This is a genomic window from Aeromonas sp. s3, assembly GCF_040907805.1.
Taxonomy (GTDB): domain Bacteria; phylum Pseudomonadota; class Gammaproteobacteria; order Enterobacterales; family Aeromonadaceae; genus Aeromonas; species Aeromonas dhakensis.
Window position 1 is genome coordinate 75,507 of sequence record NZ_JBFOCQ010000020.1, and the last position, 16,104, is coordinate 91,610.

16 protein-coding genes and 1 tRNA gene are annotated in these 16,104 nt (G+C 60.8%); 12 read left to right on the forward strand and 5 right to left on the reverse strand.

The genetic code is table 11. From position 1 onward, the window contains the following. Positions 1-35: 35 nt before the first annotated feature. From ispF to rpoS, 7 genes are read left to right on the forward strand one after another with little or no spacing between them, the layout of a single operon-like run. Positions 36-512 (forward strand): 2-C-methyl-D-erythritol 2,4-cyclodiphosphate synthase, encoded by a 477-nt coding sequence (gene ispF, locus AB5Y98_RS10490; RefSeq protein WP_005309431.1) that lies wholly within the window; start codon positions 36-38, stop codon positions 510-512. After that, positions 512-1,570, forward strand: a complete 1,059-nt coding sequence (gene truD / locus AB5Y98_RS10495; RefSeq protein WP_336290041.1) for a tRNA pseudouridine(13) synthase TruD — start codon at positions 512-514, stop codon at positions 1,568-1,570. Before ispF ends, truD begins: the two co-directional genes overlap by 1 nt. Then, entirely contained in the window at positions 1,551-2,297 is a 747-nt protein-coding gene (surE, locus tag AB5Y98_RS10500) for a 5'/3'-nucleotidase SurE (protein ID WP_017764739.1), read from the forward strand. The genes truD and surE overlap by 20 nt, the downstream gene beginning before the upstream one ends. 4 nt (positions 2,298-2,301) lie before the next feature. Next, entirely contained in the window at positions 2,302-2,919 is a 618-nt protein-coding gene (locus AB5Y98_RS10505; RefSeq protein WP_005309437.1) for a protein-L-isoaspartate(D-aspartate) O-methyltransferase, read from the forward strand. Continuing rightward, positions 2,916-3,497: a YqaA family protein gene (locus tag AB5Y98_RS10510; protein ID WP_025202186.1), complete on the forward strand. Its 582-nt coding sequence runs from the start codon at positions 2,916-2,918 to the stop codon at positions 3,495-3,497. The genes AB5Y98_RS10505 and AB5Y98_RS10510 overlap by 4 nt, the downstream gene beginning before the upstream one ends. Before the next feature lie 9 nt (positions 3,498-3,506). Then, positions 3,507-4,562, forward strand: a complete 1,056-nt coding sequence (locus AB5Y98_RS10515) for a peptidoglycan DD-metalloendopeptidase family protein (RefSeq protein ID WP_065017329.1) — start codon at positions 3,507-3,509, stop codon at positions 4,560-4,562. Positions 4,563-4,609: 47 nt separating this feature from the next. After that, positions 4,610-5,593, forward strand: a complete 984-nt coding sequence (gene rpoS / locus AB5Y98_RS10520; protein WP_005309444.1) for an RNA polymerase sigma factor RpoS — start codon at positions 4,610-4,612, stop codon at positions 5,591-5,593. A gap of 84 nt (positions 5,594-5,677) precedes the next feature. Here rpoS and tsaD read toward each other — a convergent pair whose 3' ends face one another. After that, a complete protein-coding gene (gene tsaD / locus AB5Y98_RS10525; RefSeq protein WP_010635011.1) occupies positions 5,678-6,691 on the reverse strand; it encodes a tRNA (adenosine(37)-N6)-threonylcarbamoyltransferase complex transferase subunit TsaD in 1,014 nt (337 codons plus the stop codon). A gap of 179 nt (positions 6,692-6,870) precedes the next feature. Here tsaD and rpsU point away from each other — a divergent pair, with 179 nt between their 5' ends. The 5 genes from rpsU (at position 6,871) to AB5Y98_RS10550 (ending at position 11,771) form a co-directional block, all read left to right on the forward strand. Further along, complete coding sequence (gene rpsU / locus AB5Y98_RS10530; protein WP_005309452.1) at positions 6,871-7,086, forward strand: 30S ribosomal protein S21; 216 nt, start codon at positions 6,871-6,873, stop codon at positions 7,084-7,086. A gap of 15 nt (positions 7,087-7,101) precedes the next feature. Next, positions 7,102-7,545 (forward strand): GatB/YqeY domain-containing protein, encoded by a 444-nt coding sequence (locus AB5Y98_RS10535; protein ID WP_336291432.1) that lies wholly within the window; start codon positions 7,102-7,104, stop codon positions 7,543-7,545. A gap of 88 nt (positions 7,546-7,633) precedes the next feature. After that, a complete protein-coding gene (gene dnaG / locus AB5Y98_RS10540) occupies positions 7,634-9,421 on the forward strand; it encodes a DNA primase (protein ID WP_206866453.1) in 1,788 nt (595 codons plus the stop codon). A 183-nt stretch (positions 9,422-9,604) separates the two neighbouring features. After that, positions 9,605-11,500, forward strand: coding sequence for an RNA polymerase sigma factor RpoD (gene rpoD / locus AB5Y98_RS10545; RefSeq protein ID WP_322111590.1), 1,896 nt, complete (start codon positions 9,605-9,607; stop codon positions 11,498-11,500). 194 nt (positions 11,501-11,694) lie between these two features. Next, positions 11,695-11,771 (forward strand) — tRNA-Ile (locus tag AB5Y98_RS10550). 67 nt (positions 11,772-11,838) lie between these two features. Here the strand turns inward: AB5Y98_RS10550 and AB5Y98_RS10555 are convergent. The 4 genes from AB5Y98_RS10555 to purH all read right to left on the reverse strand — a co-directional run bounded on the left by AB5Y98_RS10555 (position 11,839) and on the right by purH (position 16,008). Next, entirely contained in the window at positions 11,839-12,405 is a 567-nt protein-coding gene (locus AB5Y98_RS10555) for a cytochrome b/b6 domain-containing protein (protein WP_054544157.1), read from the reverse strand. Next, positions 12,386-12,760, reverse strand: a complete 375-nt coding sequence (locus AB5Y98_RS10560; protein WP_005309462.1) for a cytochrome b562 — start codon at positions 12,758-12,760, stop codon at positions 12,386-12,388. Before AB5Y98_RS10560 ends, AB5Y98_RS10555 begins: the two co-directional genes overlap by 20 nt. 255 nt (positions 12,761-13,015) lie before the next feature. Then, entirely contained in the window at positions 13,016-14,305 is a 1,290-nt protein-coding gene (purD, locus tag AB5Y98_RS10565) for a phosphoribosylamine--glycine ligase (RefSeq protein WP_054544158.1), read from the reverse strand. Between the two features lie 110 nt (positions 14,306-14,415). Then, on the reverse strand, positions 14,416-16,008 hold the full coding sequence (gene purH, locus AB5Y98_RS10570) for a bifunctional phosphoribosylaminoimidazolecarboxamide formyltransferase/IMP cyclohydrolase (RefSeq protein WP_019839822.1): 1,593 nt from the start codon (positions 16,006-16,008) through the stop codon (positions 14,416-14,418). Positions 16,009-16,104: the final 96 nt, after the last annotated feature.

Here is a 16,104-nt window from a genome sequence, read left to right on the forward strand (position 1 = left end):
CCGGCGCGACCCGATTCACCCATAGAGGAGCTGGCATGATCCGGATTGGACATGGTTTTGATGTACACAAGTTTGGCGGGGTTGGCCCCTGCATGCTGGGCGGGGTGGCGGTGCCGTATGAACAGGGCCTGCTGGCTCACTCCGATGGTGATGTGGTGCTGCATGCGGTGAGCGATGCCCTGCTGGGGGCCATCGGCGCCGGCGACATCGGCCGCCATTTCCCCGATACCGCGGCCGAATTCAAGGGCATCGACAGCCGCATCCTGTTGCGTGACGTGTTTGCGCGGGTGCAGAAGGCGGGTTATGCCATCGGCAATCTGGATGTGACCATCATCGCCCAGGCGCCCAAGATGGCGCCCCACATCGACGCCATGTGTGCCGTGCTGGCCGCCGATCTGCAATGTGATTTGAACCGGGTGAACGTCAAGGCGACGACCACCGAACAGCTTGGATTCACGGGGCGCAAGGAAGGGATCGCCACCGAAGCCGTCGTCTTACTGGTGAAACAATAATGCTCGAACAACTGGCCTACCTGCACGGGGCGCCCACTGCCCGTGGCATCCTCAAGGCGCAAGCCGCCGACTTCGTGGTCAATGAAGATCTCGGGTTTGACCCCTGCGGCGAGGGTGAGCACATCTTCGTCCAGGTGCGCAAAACCGGCGAGAACACCGCCTGGGTGGCGGGCCTGCTGGCCGATGCGGCCGGGGTTGCCCGCAATGCGGTGACCTGGGCCGGGCTGAAAGATCGCCACGCGGTGACCGAACAGTGGTTCGGTATCCACTTGCCGGGCAAGGCAGAACCGGACCTCTCGGTCATCGAGAGCGACAGCATCCGGATCCTGCAGGTGAAACGCCACAACAAGAAGCTGCGGGTCGGCTATCTCAAGGGCAACCACTTCACCCTGCGCCTCACCGCGCTGGAACATGCCGAGGGACTGGAATCCCGCCTGCAGGCCATCGCCGATCAGGGCGTGCCCAACTACTACGGCGAGCAGCGTTTCGGCCGCGGTGGCAACAATCTGGAGGCGGCCAAGGCGATGTTCGCTGGCAAGCGGATCAAGGATCGCAACAAGCGCTCCCTCTACCTTTCCGCCGCTCGCAGCATGCTGTTCAACGCTATCGTCAGCGCCCGCATCGAGCAGGGGCTGGCCCATCAGCTGCTGGCTGGCGACTGCGTGATGCTCAAAGGCAGCCACTCCATCTTCAGCGAAGAGAGCGTGACGCCCGAGCTGGAGGCGCGTCTCGCCTCCGGCGACGTGCAGCTCACCGCGCCCCAGTGGGGGCGTGGTCGCTCTGCCAGCCAGGGCGCCGCCGCCGAGTTCGAGCAGGCGGTGCTGGCACCCTATAGCGATTGGTGCGAGGGGCTGGAGAAGGCGGGGCTGGATCAGGATCGCCGTCCCTTGCTGCTCAAGCCGCAGGCCATGAGCTGGCAGCTGGAAGGGGCTGTGCTGACCCTGTCGTTCTTCCTGCCGGCCGGGGCGTTTGCCACCAGCGTGGTGCGCGAGTTAATGCAGGCCGAAGAGGCCGATCATGGTTTCAGGAATCAATCCGATGAGAATTCTGGTCAGTAATGACGACGGTGTGCATGCCGAGGGGATCCGTGCTCTCAGCGAGGCGCTGGCCGCCTGCGGCGAGGTCATCGTGGTGGCGCCGGATCGCAATCGCAGCGGGGCGAGTCACTCCCTGACGCTGGAAGTACCGCTGCGGGTCACCCGCATCGCCGAAACCGGATATCATGCGGTGAAGGGAACGCCGACCGATTGCGTACACCTGGCCGTCAACGAGCTGGTGCGTCCGGAACCCGACATGGTGGTGGCCGGCATCAACCACGGTGCCAACCTGGGGGATGACGTCATCTACTCGGGCACGGTGGCGGCCGCGACCGAGGGGCGCCACCTTGGATTCCCCTCGCTGGCCATCTCGCTGGTAGGCAAGACCCATTTCGCCACGGCGGCCCACTACGCGGCCCTGCTGGTGAAAGGCATGATGGTGCACCCGTTGCCTGCCGATCAGATCCTCAACGTCAATGTGCCCGACCTGCCCCTCGACCAGATCAAGGGGATCAGGGTGACGCGCCTTGGCAACCGCCACCGGGCGGAGTCGGTGATCTGCACCGAGGATCCCCGCGGTCAGCCCATCTACTGGATCGGCCCCCCCGGCAGCCAGCAAGATGCGGGAGAAGGCACGGATTTCTCCGCCATCGAGCAGGGCTACGTCTCGATCACCCCCCTGACCATCGATATGACTGCCTACAGCAGTCTGGCGGGGCTGGGGGCTTGGTTGGACCTGCAGGGATGAAGGTGTGATAGTACAGCGCCTGTTAAACCAGCTGATCGCGCAGGACATTCGCGATTTCCGCGTACTCGCGGCGATTGCCAAGGTGCCGCGCCAGCTGTTCGTGGATGAAGCCATGGCCCACAAGGCCTGGGACAATACGGCCCTGCCCATCGGTCACGGCCAGACCATCTCGCAACCCTACATGGTGGCGCGCATGACCGAACTGCTGATCCAGAACAATCCGGCCCACGTGTTGGAGATTGGCACAGGTTCGGGTTATCAGACTGCGGTGCTGGCTCATCTGGTGGAGCACGTCTACACGGTGGAGCGGATCAAGTCGCTGCAGTTTCAGGCCCGGCGCCGGCTGCGTCAGCTCGATCTGCACAATGTCTCCGCCAAGCACGGCAATGGCTGGCTGGGCTGGCCCAATAAAGGACCGTTTGACGCCATTCTGGTCACGGCCGCCGCCAGCGAGGTGCCAACGGCCCTCACCGATCAGCTGGCCGACGGTGGCCGGCTGGTGTTGCCAGTGGGGGATAGTCAGCAGACCCTGCAGCTGATCGAGCGGTCGGGCTCCCAGCTCACCAGCCGGATCCTGGAGCCGGTCCGTTTTGTTCCCCTGATTGACGGAGATGTCGAGTGAAGTTGTTTTCCCGCCTCTATGTGCTGGTGATGCAGTGGGCGCGCCACAAGTATGCCCCCTGGTATCTGGCGATCACCGCCTTCATCGAGTCGGTGTTCTGGCCCATCCCGGTGGATGTGATGCTGGCCCCCATGGCGCTCGGCAAACCCCGGCGGGCCTGGCACTATGCCGCGCTCGCCACCCTGTTTTCAGTACTGGGCGCCCTGGTGGGTTACCTGCTCGGCTATGCCCTGTGGGAGCCTGTCGTCCAACCGCTGGTTGTGTCGGTCGGCTATGAGGACAAGATTGCCGTGGCCGAACAGTGGTTTCAGCAGTGGGGTATCTGGGTGATTTTTATTGCCAGCTTCACGCCGATCCCCTACAAGGTGTTTACCGTCACGGCCGGTCTGCTGCAAATGGCACTGCTGCCCTTCATCGTGACCTCGCTGATCGGGCGTGGCATGCGCTTTTTCCTGGTGGCGGGTCTGATGCGCTGGGGTGGCGAAAAGATGGAGCGCAAGCTGATGCACTATGTGGATGTGCTGGGTTGGCTCTGTATTGGTTTGGCCGTCGTGGCCTATTTCTGGTTTAGTCGTTGAGGATCCACTATGCGTTCGCGTATTTGGCAAGGAAGCAGTGTCGTCGTGTTGTCATGGCTGTTGCTTGCTTGCGCTTCCAGCAAGACCGCCGCCCCCGTCCAGGGACTGGGCAATGACGGTCTTGTTTCCACCATTCCGGCGCGCCAGATGGCGGCCCAGCCCACCATTCAGGGCAACAGCTACACGGTGAAGAAAGGGGATACGCTCTACTCCATCGCCTTCAACTCGGGCAATGACGTGCCCTCGCTGGCCAGCCTCAATGGCATCAGTCCCCCCTACAACATCTATCCGGGTCAGCAGATCCGGCTCGACGCCTCCGGCAGCACCATGGCGGTGGCACGCAGCGCGGGCACCTATCAGGTTCGACCCGGTGATACCCTGAGCAGCATTGGTCGCCAGTTCGGCATGTCGAATCAGACCCTGGCCCAGAACAACAATCTGAGAGCCCCCTTTGCCCTTCAGGTGGGGCAGGTGCTGAACGTGCAGTCCTCCGGGGCGAGCAGTGGCCAGATGGTGGCGGCGACTTCGCCGGTGACCGCTCCTGTGGTCAGCCAGAACAGTGGCCCCAAACCCCTGGCGCCGGCGACGTCAGGTACGACCACTCCATTCATCAAACAAAAAACCGTTGCTCAGCCATCTTCAAAAGAATACGCTCAGGCAAAAGAACAAAAAAACGACAATAAGCCTCAGTCGAGACTCTCTTGGCACTGGCCGACCAAAGGCCGGATCGTCGAGGGTTTCTCTGTTGCAGAACAGGGGAACAAGGGCATAGATATCGCTGGCCAGAAGGGGCAACCCATCTACGCGGCGAGCGGCGGTAAGGTCGTCTATGCGGGTAGCGCACTAAGGGGTTATGGCAAGCTGATCATCCTCAAGCACGATGATGACTACCTTTCAGCCTACGCTCACAACGATGAGCTGCGGGTCAAGGAAGGGGATTCGGTGCAGGGCGGATCTGTCATTGCCAACATGGGTAGCACGGACGCGCCGGATGTGCGATTGCACTTTGAAATCCGGTACAGAGGCAAGTCGATCAACCCGATGAGCCATTTGCCAAAGCGTTAGACCCAGAGAGTTAAGTCTTACTCTGGTGCAGGTCAGGGAGACACGCCATGAGCCAAGAACAACTGGTAATGCAGGATGCAGAGTTAGAGTTCGACGAAGAGCTGGAGAGTCAGGAAGAAGAAGAGATACAGGAAGTTGCGGCCGAGGCCGAAGAGACGATTTCCGATGAGCTGATGGCACCTGAACTGAACAAGGTGATGGATGCCACCCAGCTCTATCTCGGGGAGATTGGCTTCTCCCCCCTGCTCACGGCTGAAGAGGAAGTCTATTATGCTCGCCGTGCCTTGCGGGGTGACAAAGCCGCCCGCAAGCGCATGATCGAGTCCAACCTGCGACTGGTAGTCAAGATCGCCCGTCGTTACAACAACCGCGGTCTGGTGCTGCTGGATCTCATCGAAGAGGGCAACCTCGGTCTCATCCGCGCGGTCGAAAAATTCGATCCGGAGCGCGGCTTTCGCTTCTCCACCTATGCCACCTGGTGGATCCGCCAGACCATAGAGCGGGCCATCATGAACCAGACCCGTACCATTCGTCTGCCCATTCATGTGGTCAAGGAGTTAAACGTTTACCTGCGCACCGCGCGCGAACTCTCTCATCGCCTCGATCATGAACCGACCGCCGAGGACATTGCCCAGGCGCTCGATCGCTCGGTGGATGATGTGAACCGCATGCTCAAGCTCAACGAGAAGATCACCTCGGTCGATACCCCAATTGGTGGCGATCGCGACAAGGCGCTGCTGGATGTGCTCTCTGATGAGCGCGGCATGGGCCCGGAGCTGGAGTCCCAGGATGACGACATGCGCGCCAGCATAGTGCACTGGCTGGAAGAGCTGAATCCCAAGCAGCGTGAGGTGCTGGCCCGTCGCTTCGGTCTGCTCGGCTATGAGCCGGCGACCCTGGAGGACGTGGGGGCCGAGATTGGCCTTACCCGGGAGCGGGTGCGCCAGATCCAGGTGGAGGGACTGCGCCGTCTGCGGGAGATCCTGCTGGGGCAGGGGCTCTCCATCGAGGCGCTGTTCCGCACCAACTAATGGCTGCGAGTGAGCGAAGATGCTTACCAGGCAAAACAAAAAGGGGCCCATGGCCCCTTTTTCATGTCGACTGGATCCACAGGATCAAACCGGATCCAGCGTATCCAGCGGCCAGCGCGGCACGGCCTTCACGGCCAGCGGCTCGAACACGCCCGCTTTCAGGCGCTGCATGCCGGCATAGGCGATCATGGCGCCGTTGTCGGTGCAATATTCGGTACGTGGGTAGAACACTTCCCCCTTGAGGCTCTCCATCAGCTCGGCCAGCTGGGCGCGCAGGTGACGGTTGGCGCTGACGCCGCCGGCCACCACCAGGCGATTGAGACCGGTCTCCTTCAGAGCGCGGCGACACTTGATGGCCAGCGTATCGACCACCGCATCCTCAAACGCCCGGGCGATGTCGGCACGGGTCTGCTCGTCGTCGCCATTGGCGGCGATGGTGTTGGCGGCAAAGGTTTTGAGGCCGGAGAAGCTCATGTCGAGCCCGGGGCGGTCGGTCATGGGACGCGGGAAGGTGAAGCGGCCCTTGAGACCTTTCTCCGCCAAGCGGGAGAGCAGCGGACCACCGGGATAGTCCAGACCCATCAGCTTGGCGGTCTTGTCAAACGCCTCGCCGGCGGCATCGTCGATAGACTCACCCAGCAGCTGATAGCTGCCGATACCGTCGACCCGCACTAGCATGGAGTGGCCGCCGGAGACCAAGAGCGCCACAAAAGGGAACTCGGGGGCCTTCTCTTCCAGCATGGGCGCCAGCAGGTGGCCTTCCATGTGGTGCACGGCGATGGCCGGTTTGTTCCATGCCATCGCCAGCGAGCGGCCTATGGTGGCCCCCACCAGGATGGCGCCAACCAGACCCGGGCCCGCGGTATAGGCGATGCCGTCGATGTCATCCTTGCCCAGTCCGGCCTCTTGCAACGCCGCCTGGATCAAGGGGATCGTCTTGCGCACATGGTCCCGGCTGGCCAGCTCGGGAACGACGCCGCCGTAGTCCGCATGCAGCTTGACCTGGCTGTATAACTGGTGGGAAAGGATCCCTTTTTGATCGTCGAAGATCGCGATCCCGGTTTCGTCACAGGATGTCTCTATGCCCAATACACGCATTGCTAAAAAATTTCACTGCTAAAATGAGACGGCTATGGTAACCTTCGCGGGTTTTTTAAACCAGAGCGATCTCTGCGGGTTTACTTTCATTCCCTGTCCAGAGTATAATTTCGCACCATTTTAAGACATGCTGATCGATTGAAGGTCAGCTAACAATTTATCACTGAGGTGAAAGGCACATGCCAGTAATCAAAGTCCGTGAAAATGAGCCGTTTGACGTTGCTCTGCGTCGCTTCAAGCGTTCTTGCGAAAAAGCCGGTATCCTGTCCGAAGTTCGTAGCCGTGAGTTCTACGAGAAGCCGACTACCATTCGCAAGCGTGCCAAAGCGTCCGCCGTTAAGCGTCACGCCAAGAAGCTGTCCCGCGAAAACGCACGTCGTATCCGCCTGTACTAATCAAGGGATCATGCCGTGTCTCTGAAGGATCAACTCAAGGATCAGCAAAAGCTCGCCATGCTTGCCAAAGACAAGCAGCGGCTGGGCGCGATCCGTCTGTTGATGGCTGAAATCAAGCAGCGTGAAGTTGACACCCGTGTCGAGCTAGATGATCAGGATATCCTCGCTGTGGTGACCAAGATGGTCAAACAGCGCCGTGATTCCATCAGTCAATTCGAGGCCGCCGGTCGCCAGGATCTCGCCGATAGAGAGTCCGCCGAAATCGTTGTGTTGCAGGAATTCCTGCCGCAACAGCTGACCGCAGCCGAGATTGCCGCACTGATTGAGCAAGCCATCGCTGAAAGTGGTGCTGCCGTCATGGCTGACATGGGCAAAGTCATGGCTGTCTTGAAGCCGAAAATTCAGGGGCGTGCCGATGTCGGCGCCGTCAGTGCTCAGGTGAAAACCCGCTTGGCGTAACAGGCAACTCTCTTGTTTGGTCAAAGAAGCCGTGCTTCCCTGGGAATGCGCGGCTTTTTTATTTTCTATGCAATGAAACAGGACGGTTATGGCAGGCAGGATCCCACAATCCTTCATCGATGATCTGCTCGTACGCACCGATATCGTCGAGTTGATCGACTCGCGGGTGCGGCTGAAGAAAGCTGGTAAGAACTACCAGGCTTGCTGCCCTTTTCATAACGAAAAAAGCCCCTCGTTTACCGTCAGTCAGGAGAAGCAGTTCTATCACTGCTTTGGTTGCGGCGCTCACGGCAATGCCATCGGCTTTGTCATGGAGTATGACGGGCTCGAATTTCCCGATGCCATTGAAGAACTTGCCAGCCTGCACGGCATGCAGGTCCCCCGTGAGCAAACAACAGGTGGGGCTAGCAGCAGCCAACCAGCGGTCAGCAAGGATCTGTTCGAGCTGATGAACCAGATTGCCCGTTTCTACGAGAGCAATCTCAAGAACGCGCCGCAGGCGGTGGAATACCTGAAGGGGCGCGGTCTGACCGGTGAAGTGGTCAAGCGATTCAACATTGGGTATGCCCCTGCCGATTGGGATCAGGTGCGTCGGCGCTTTGGCGCCAGCCGGGAGCACGAGCAGTTGCTCATCTCGGGCGGCATGCTGATCACTCGTGACAGCGGGCCCGGCAGCTATGATCGCTTTCGCGATCGCATCATGTTCCCGATCCGTGACAAGCGTGGCCGGGTCATCGGTTTCGGTGGCCGGGTGCTGGGGGAGGGGACGCCCAAGTATCTGAACTCGCCGGAAACACCCATCTTCCACAAAGGGCGGGAGTTGTTCGGCCTTTATGAGGTCAAACAGGCACACAAGGATCCGCGCCGGATCCTGGTGGTGGAAGGCTATATGGATGTGGTGGCGCTTGGCCAGTACGACATCGATTATGCGGTGGCTGCGCTGGGAACCGCGACCACCAGCGACCATATCCATACCCTGTTTCGCACCACGGCCGAGGTGGTCTGCTGCTACGACGGCGATAACGCCGGCCGTGAGGCGGCCTGGCGGGCATTGGATAACGCGCTGTCCCATCTGCAGGATGGCCGTGAACTCAAGTTCGTGTTTCTGCCGGATGGGGAGGATCCCGATTCCCTGGTGCGCCAGATCGGCAAGGATGGGTTCGAAGCGCTGCTCGACCAGGCTCAGCCGTTTGCCGATTTCATGTTCGAACGTCTCGGGCGCGATGCGGCTCTTTCCGGTGAGGCCGGCAAGTTCGAAGTGGCCAACAAGGCCGCGGATCTGATCCGCCGGGTGCCGGAAGGTTTTACCCGCGAGGGGTTGATCACCCGGCTCTCCAGCATGATGCGCTGGGGCGAAAACAAGCAGCGGATCGCCGAACTGTTTGCCCGCAACAGTCAGCCGAAGGCCGAGGTGAGCAAGCCCAAGGCGGCCAAGCTGACACCACTGCGCCGGGCATTGGCATTGATGGTGCAATATCCGGCGATCACCGCCGAGCTGCCGGCCATGCCTGAGCTGGCTGGCCTGCGTCTGCAGGGGATCCAGTTCCTGCTGCAACTGCATCAGCAGATCCTGACTCAGCCCGGGGTGACAACGGGTATCCTGCTGGAACACTGGCGCGGTACCAAAGAGGGAGAGATCCTGGCCCAGCTGGCGATGCACGATCTGTTTGAAGAGGTAAAGCTCGACCAGGAACCCGATATTCTGGGAGAATTGCAGGATACTTTCGTCGGTTTCATCAACCTGTTCCTGAAGCAGCGCATCGAGGAATTGCAGGCCAAGGTGGCGCAGGAAGGGCTAAGCTCTGAGGAAACTCAGGAGCTGATGATGCTGATCAGAGAGGTGCAGATTGAGAAAAGAAATGAGAGTGGGGCTTGATATTTGAGTGATTAACCCCAATATGAATACCGTTGCCCGAATGGACGGGATTAAAAGCAAACATTTTATAACCGCCTGGCCCCGACAATACTGCGGGCAGGGGTTTCTCATGACCGACGCCGCAACCAGACATAGCATGTCTGGCGGTTTTCTATTAGAATTGGCTATTTGCGCAGCAGCGCACTGTACGCGCAACCTAGCAACACCAACCGGATGAGTTCTATGGAGCAAACCCCGCAGTCTCAGCTTAAACTCCTCGTTGCCAAAGGTAAAGAACAGGGCTACCTGACCTATGCCGAGGTGAACGATCACCTCCCGCAAGACATTGTCGACTCTGACCAGATCGAAGACATCATCCAGATGATCAACGACATGGGTATCCAGGTGGTGGAGAACGCCCCGGATGCCGATGATCTTATCATGGCTGAAGGTGGTACCGCCGATGAGGACGCTGCCGAAGCAGCGGCCCAGGCTCTGGCATCTGTTGAATCCGAGATTGGTCGCACGACCGATCCCGTCCGCATGTACATGCGGGAAATGGGTACCGTCGAACTGCTGACCCGCGAAGGCGAAATCGATATCGCCAAGCGGATCGAAGACGGTATCAACCAGGTACAAAGCTCCGTCGCCGAGTACCCGGAAGCGATTACCTATCTGCTTGAACAATATGACAAGTATGAAGCCGAACAGCTGCGCCTGTCCGACATCATCTCCGGCTTCATCGATCCCAATGAGACCGACGACGTCGCACCGACCGCCACTCACATCGGCTCCGAGCTCAGCGAGGAAGATCTGGCTGACGAGGATGAAGACGAAGACGAAGACGAAGACGGTGATGGGGATGACTCCGACGATGATGGCGACGGTGGTCCGGATCCGGAAGTTGCTCGCGAGAAGTTCGGTGAGCTGCGCGCCCAGTACGAGGTAACCCGCCTCTCCATTCAGCAGAATGGCCGCGCGCACGAAGATACCCAGAATGCCATCTCCCAGCTGGCAGACGTGTTCCGTCAATTCCGCCTGATGCCCAAGCAGTTCGATCGCCTGGTCAACAACATGCGCGAGATGATGGAGCGGGTCCGCGTGCAGGAACGTATCATCATGAAACTCTGCGTTGAGCAGGCCAAGATGCCGAAGAAGACCTTCGTCGCGGCCTTCACCAACAACGAGTGCGAAACTGCCTGGTTCGAATACCAGAAGCAGGCCGGCAAGGCCTGGTCACCGCGTCTGGTGGAGATGGACGAAGACGTGCTGCGCGCCATTGGCAAGCTGCAGCAGATAGAGGAAGAGACCGGTCTGTCCATCGCCCAGATCAAGGACATCAACCGTCGCATGAGCATCGGTGAGGCCAAGGCCCGCCGCGCCAAGAAAGAGATGGTCGAGGCCAACCTGCGTCTGGTTATCTCCATTGCCAAGAAGTACACCAACCGCGGTCTGCAGTTCCTGGATCTGATCCAGGAAGGCAACATCGGTCTGATGAAGGCGGTCGACAAGTTCGAATATCGTCGTGGCTACAAGTTCTCGACCTATGCAACCTGGTGGATCCGTCAGGCCATTACCCGCTCCATCGCGGATCAGGCCCGTACCATCCGTATCCCGGTACACATGATCGAGACCATCAACAAGCTCAACCGGATCTCCCGTCAGATGCTGCAGGAGATGGGTCGTGAACCGAACCCGGAAGAGCTGGCCATGCGCATGGGCATGCCGGAAGACAAGATCCGCAAGGTACTGAAAATCGCCAAAGAGCCCATCTCCATGGAGACGCCCATCGGTGATGATGAAGACTCCCACTTGGGCGACTTCATCGAAGATACCACCCTGGCCCTGCCGGCCGATGCGGCCACCAGCGAGAGCCTGCGCAACGCGACCCGCGAAGTGCTGGCCGGTCTGACCGCTCGTGAGGCCAAGGTACTGCGCATGCGTTTCGGTATCGACATGAACACTGACCACACCCTTGAGGAAGTGGGCAAGCAGTTCGACGTGACCCGTGAGCGTATCCGTCAGATCGAAGCCAAGGCGCTGCGCAAGCTGCGCCATCCGAGCCGCTCCGAAGTACTGCGCAGCTTCCTGGACGAGTAATCCTGGGCGGGTCCAACCCGTAACCGCTGTCAAAAAGCCCCGCCATGCGGGGCTTTGTTTTATCCGTGGCGATGGGGCGCTGACGATGAACCACGGAACCGCTTGAATATGGATGAAATCTCGCCAAGTGGTTGATATGCCTATGGACTGGCTAACGGACATCCCCTATAATCCACGCCGCAAAAGCACATTTCGGCCCCTTAGCTCAGTTGGTTAGAGCAGTCGACTCATAATCGATTGGTCGCCCGTTCAAGTCGGGCAGGGGCCACCAAATTTCCTAAAAAGGCCGCTCATCATGAGCGGCCTTTTTGCTTGCTGGCGTTTCGCCTCAAACAGGGTCAGGAGCCCTGATCCTGCTGGATGGGGGCCTGCTCGGGGGCGCTTGGGCGTCGCCGGGCGGGCAACATGCGCCTCACCAGATTGCTGCGCTGGCGCCAGGAGGTGAGCAGGATGGCCAGCAGGTGCAGCGCTATCATCCCCTGCAGGGCCCAGGTGCACCAGACGTGCCAGTCGTCAGCCCCCAGTTCGAACCCCATCTCGGTATTCTGGAACCAGCCGGTGCCGGCGGTGGCGAGGATCAGCAGCCAGAGCGTCCATACCGCCAGCTTGCCACTGCCGTGGTGGCCGGGGGCCGGTGGCGTGCGCTCGCGCAGCTCCACCGCTTGCTGGCGAAAATCTTCCCGGCTTGGGATGAGGGCTCGCAACCGGGCATGACCCTTGGCAAACGAGAGCCCCCACGCCAGGCGCAGGCTGATCAGGGCGATGGCCAGGTAACCCAGCCGCTCGTGCCACTCCTCGCCCGCCTCGTTGAGCCAGAGGTTGCCGACACAGATGGCCGCCACACCCCAGTGGGTGAGGCGGACCAGACTATCCCAGTGGAAGGGATCAGCCTTTTTGTTTGGCATATTTGTGGTACTCCTTCTTCAGGTCGTTGACCTTGGCCAGGTGCTCGCGCGCCTTGGCTTCGTCACCCGCCTTGAGAGCCGCCAGGCTGGCGTCCAGTTCGGTCTGCACTTCGTTCATGCCTTCCAGGAACTTCTCTTTCTTGGCGGCCGGCATGTTCTTCTGCTTGGCGATGTCGAACTGTGCCTTCATCTCGTTGATGTACTTCTCCATGGTGGCGGCATCCTCGGCCTTGACCGCCTGCTTGTAGTTGAAGCCGATCTTCTTCATCGGCTGCTCCAGCTCACCGGCCATGGCGGGCAGGGTCATCAGGCCAAACATCAGGGGCAGCAACAGGGGGCGTACAGTTTTCAACATGGGATTTCCTTATTTAAACGACATGCTTATCGATTCTATGTGGCTTCTTATGAACCCTTATCTGGATTCATCACAGGCATGATGCCATGACAGTACGTGAACTGTTTGTGAATATTGCTGTTTTTTGTCACAAAGGGTAACAGGGAGGGGGGAGATGCAAGGAGGATGTTGAGCCAATCGAACCATGCCATATGATCCATGCTGCCAGGCTGGCCGAGGGCAAGCTAAAGAGAGGGCCCTTGCGGGCCCTGTTCATTACTGCTGTTGTTCACGCTCGATGGCGCGCCAGCCGATGTCGTTGCGGTAGAAGACGCCGTCCCACTTGATGCGCCCGGCCAGCTGATAGGCCCGCTGCTGCGCCTCGGCGACCGTGTGGCCGAGAGCCGTGGCGCACAGTACGCGCCCCCCGGCGGTGACCACGGTATCGCCTTCCATGCGGGAGCCGGCGTGGAATACCTTCTCGCCGCTCGCCTCTTCCACCGGCAGGCCGCTGATGGGCTTGCCCTGCTGGTAGTCGCCGGGATAACCGCCGGCGGCCAGCACCACGCCGATGGCGACGCGGGTGTCATAGATGGCCTCGACCTGATCCAGCTTGCCGGCACAGGCCGCCAGGCAGAGCTCCACCAGATCGGAGCGCATGCGCAGCATGATGGGCTGGGTCTCGGGATCGCCGAAGCGGCAGTTGAACTCGATCACCTTGGGGTTGCCCTGGCCATCGATCATCAGACCGGCGTAGAGGAAACCGGTATAGACGTTGCCTTCGGCTGCCATGCCACGCACCGTCGGCATGATCACCCGCTCCATCACCTTGCGATGCACCTCGTCGGTGACCACGGGGGCCGGGGAGTAAGCCCCCATGCCGCCGGTGTTGAGGCCGGTATCGCCATCTCCGACCCGCTTGTGGTCCTGACTGGTGGCCATCGGCAGCACGTGCTCGCCGTCCACCATGACGATGAAGCTCGCCTCTTCCCCCTCGAGGAACTCCTCGATCACCACCCGGGCCCCGGCGTCACCAAAGGCGTTGCCGGAGAGCATGTCGCGTACTGCCTCTTCGGCCTCGCTCAGGGTCATGGCAACGATGACCCCCTTGCCGGCGGCCAGGCCGTCAGCCTTGATGACGATGGGCGCGCCCTTCTCGCGCAGGTAGGCCAGGGCCGGCTCCACCTCGGTGAAGTTCTGGTACTCGGCGGTCGGGATGGCGTGACGGGCCAGAAAATCCTTGGCAAAGGCCTTGGAGCCCTCCAGCTGGGCGGCGGCGGCGGTCGGGCCGAAGATGGCCAGCCCTTCGGCGCGGAATGCATTGACCACCCCTTTCACCAGCGGTGCTTCCGGCCCGACGATGGTCAGACCGATGCGCTGCTCCTTGGCAAACGCCAGCAGGGCCGGGATGTCGGTAGCCGAGATGGCCACGTTCTCGATGCTCCCTTCGTGGGCGGTGCCGGCATTGCCGGGGGCGACGAAGACCCGGGTCACCAGGGGAGATTGCTTGGCCTTCCAGGCCAGGGCGTGTTCACGGCCGCCGTTGCCAATGATCAGTACTTTCATCGTATCGCTCGCTTCTATTCGTGGTCACGGGCGGGCCTAGGGCCTGCGCCGGTGAAAATAGCCAGGTGAAAAGAGACAACAAAAGGGCCGCCGGCGGCGGCCCTGATCCATCAGTGACGGAAGTGGCGCATGTTGGTGAACAGCATGCACATGCCGTGTTCGTCGGCGGCGTCGATCACCTCCTGATCGCGCATCGAGCCACCGGGCTGGATGACGCAGGAGATGCCGGCGGCGGCCGCGGCGTCGATGCCATCGCGGAACGGGAAGAAGGCGTCGGAGGCCATGACGGAGCCCGCCACGGTCAGCCCTTCATCCTCGGCCTTGATGCCGGCAATCTTGGCCGAGTAGACGCGGCTCATCTGGCCGGCGCCGACGCCGATGGTCTGGCCGTCTTTGGCATAGACGATGGCGTTGGATTTGACGAACTTGGCCACTTTCCAGCAGAACAGCAGGTCGTTCAGTTCGGCCTCGGTGGGCTGGCGCTTGCTGACCACGGTCAGATCCCCCAGGGTCACCATGCCAAGGTCGCGCTCCTGCACCAGCAGGCCGCCGTTGACGCGCTTGAAGTCAAAGCCTTGTGCCGGCGCGGTCCATTGGCCGCACTCGAGCAGCCGCACGTTCTGCTTGGCGGCGACCGCGTCGCGAGCCTCCTGGCTCACGGTGGGGGCGATGATCACCTCGACGAACTGACGCTCGACGATGGCCTTGGCGGTGGCGCCATCCAGTTCACGGTTGAAGGCGATGATGCCGCCAAAGGCGGAGGTGGGGTCGGTTTGCCAGGCGCGCTCGTAGGCGCTCAGCAGGTCGCTGCCGATGGCCACGCCGCACGGGTTGGCGTGCTTGACGATGACGCAGGCCGGCTGGTCGAACTCCTTGACGCACTCCAGCGCCGCGTCGGTGTCGGCGATGTTGTTGTAGGAGAGGGCCTTGCCCTGCAGCTGGATGGCGCTTGCCACCGAGCCCGGTGCGGCCTGCTCTTCGGCATAGAAGGCGGCGGCCTGGTGGCTGTTCTCGCCGTAGCGCATGTCCTGCTTCTTGATGAACTGGCTGTTGAAGGTGCGCGGGAAGCAGGACTCCTCGTCACCTTCCTTGTTGTCACCGTAAGAGGGAACCATAGTGCCGAAGTAGTTGGCGATCATGCCGTCGTAGGCTGCGGTGTGTTCGAAGGCGGCGATGGCCAGATCGAAGCGGGTGGCCAGTTTCAGGCTGTTGCCGTTGCCATCCATCTCGCGGATGACGCGGTCATAGTCGGCAGCCTTGACCACGATGGCCACATCTTTGTGGTTCTTGGCGGCGGAGCGAACCATGGTCGGCCCGCCGATGTCGATGTTCTCGACCGCATCGGCCAGGGTGCAATCGGGCTTGGCCACGGTGGCAGCGAAGGGATAGAGGTTGACCACGACCATGTCGATGGGGGAGATGTGGTGCTGAGCCATGATGGCGTCGTCTTGCTCGCGACGGCCGAGAATGCCGCCGTGGACCTTGGGATGCAGGGTCTTGACCCGGCCGTCCATCATCTCGGGGAATCCGGTGTAGTCGGAGACCTCGGTCACCGGCAGACCCGCCTCGGCCAGCAGCTTGGCGGTACCACCGGTGGAGAGCAGGGCCACGCCGCGCTCGTTGAGTGCCTTGGCAAATTCCACGATGCCAGTCTTGTCAGACACACTCAGCAGTGCACGGCGAATGGGTCGAGCTTGTTCCATCACACTATCGTCCTCAGCATAACGGGGACCGTTCCATGGGAGGCGAGGCTCAACACAGAGAGTCCCCAAATAAATGGAAGTGGGGGATTTCGCAAA

What these genes read in the sequence shown, in the direction of transcription:
- rpoS (WP_005309444.1), top strand. Translation starts at nt 4,610, where the DNA reads ATGAGCCAAGAACAACTGGTAATGCAGGATGCAGAGTTAGAGTTCGAC.
- AB5Y98_RS10555 (WP_054544157.1), bottom strand. Translation starts at nt 12,405, where the DNA reads ATGCCAAACAAAAAGGCTGATCCCTTCCACTGGGATAGTCTGGTCCGC.
- dnaG (WP_206866453.1), top strand. Translation starts at nt 7,634, where the DNA reads ATGGCAGGCAGGATCCCACAATCCTTCATCGATGATCTGCTCGTACGC.
- AB5Y98_RS10515 (WP_065017329.1), top strand. Translation starts at nt 3,507, where the DNA reads ATGCGTTCGCGTATTTGGCAAGGAAGCAGTGTCGTCGTGTTGTCATGG.
- truD (WP_336290041.1), top strand. Translation starts at nt 512, where the DNA reads ATGCTCGAACAACTGGCCTACCTGCACGGGGCGCCCACTGCCCGTGGC.
- purH (WP_019839822.1), bottom strand. Translation starts at nt 16,008, where the DNA reads ATGGAACAAGCTCGACCCATTCGCCGTGCACTGCTGAGTGTGTCTGAC.
- ispF (WP_005309431.1), top strand. Translation starts at nt 36, where the DNA reads ATGATCCGGATTGGACATGGTTTTGATGTACACAAGTTTGGCGGGGTT.
- surE (WP_017764739.1), top strand. Translation starts at nt 1,551, where the DNA reads ATGAGAATTCTGGTCAGTAATGACGACGGTGTGCATGCCGAGGGGATC.
- purD (WP_054544158.1), bottom strand. Translation starts at nt 14,305, where the DNA reads ATGAAAGTACTGATCATTGGCAACGGCGGCCGTGAACACGCCCTGGCC.
- AB5Y98_RS10560 (WP_005309462.1), bottom strand. Translation starts at nt 12,760, where the DNA reads ATGTTGAAAACTGTACGCCCCCTGTTGCTGCCCCTGATGTTTGGCCTG.
- tsaD (WP_010635011.1), bottom strand. Translation starts at nt 6,691, where the DNA reads ATGCGTGTATTGGGCATAGAGACATCCTGTGACGAAACCGGGATCGCG.
- rpsU (WP_005309452.1), top strand. Translation starts at nt 6,871, where the DNA reads ATGCCAGTAATCAAAGTCCGTGAAAATGAGCCGTTTGACGTTGCTCTG.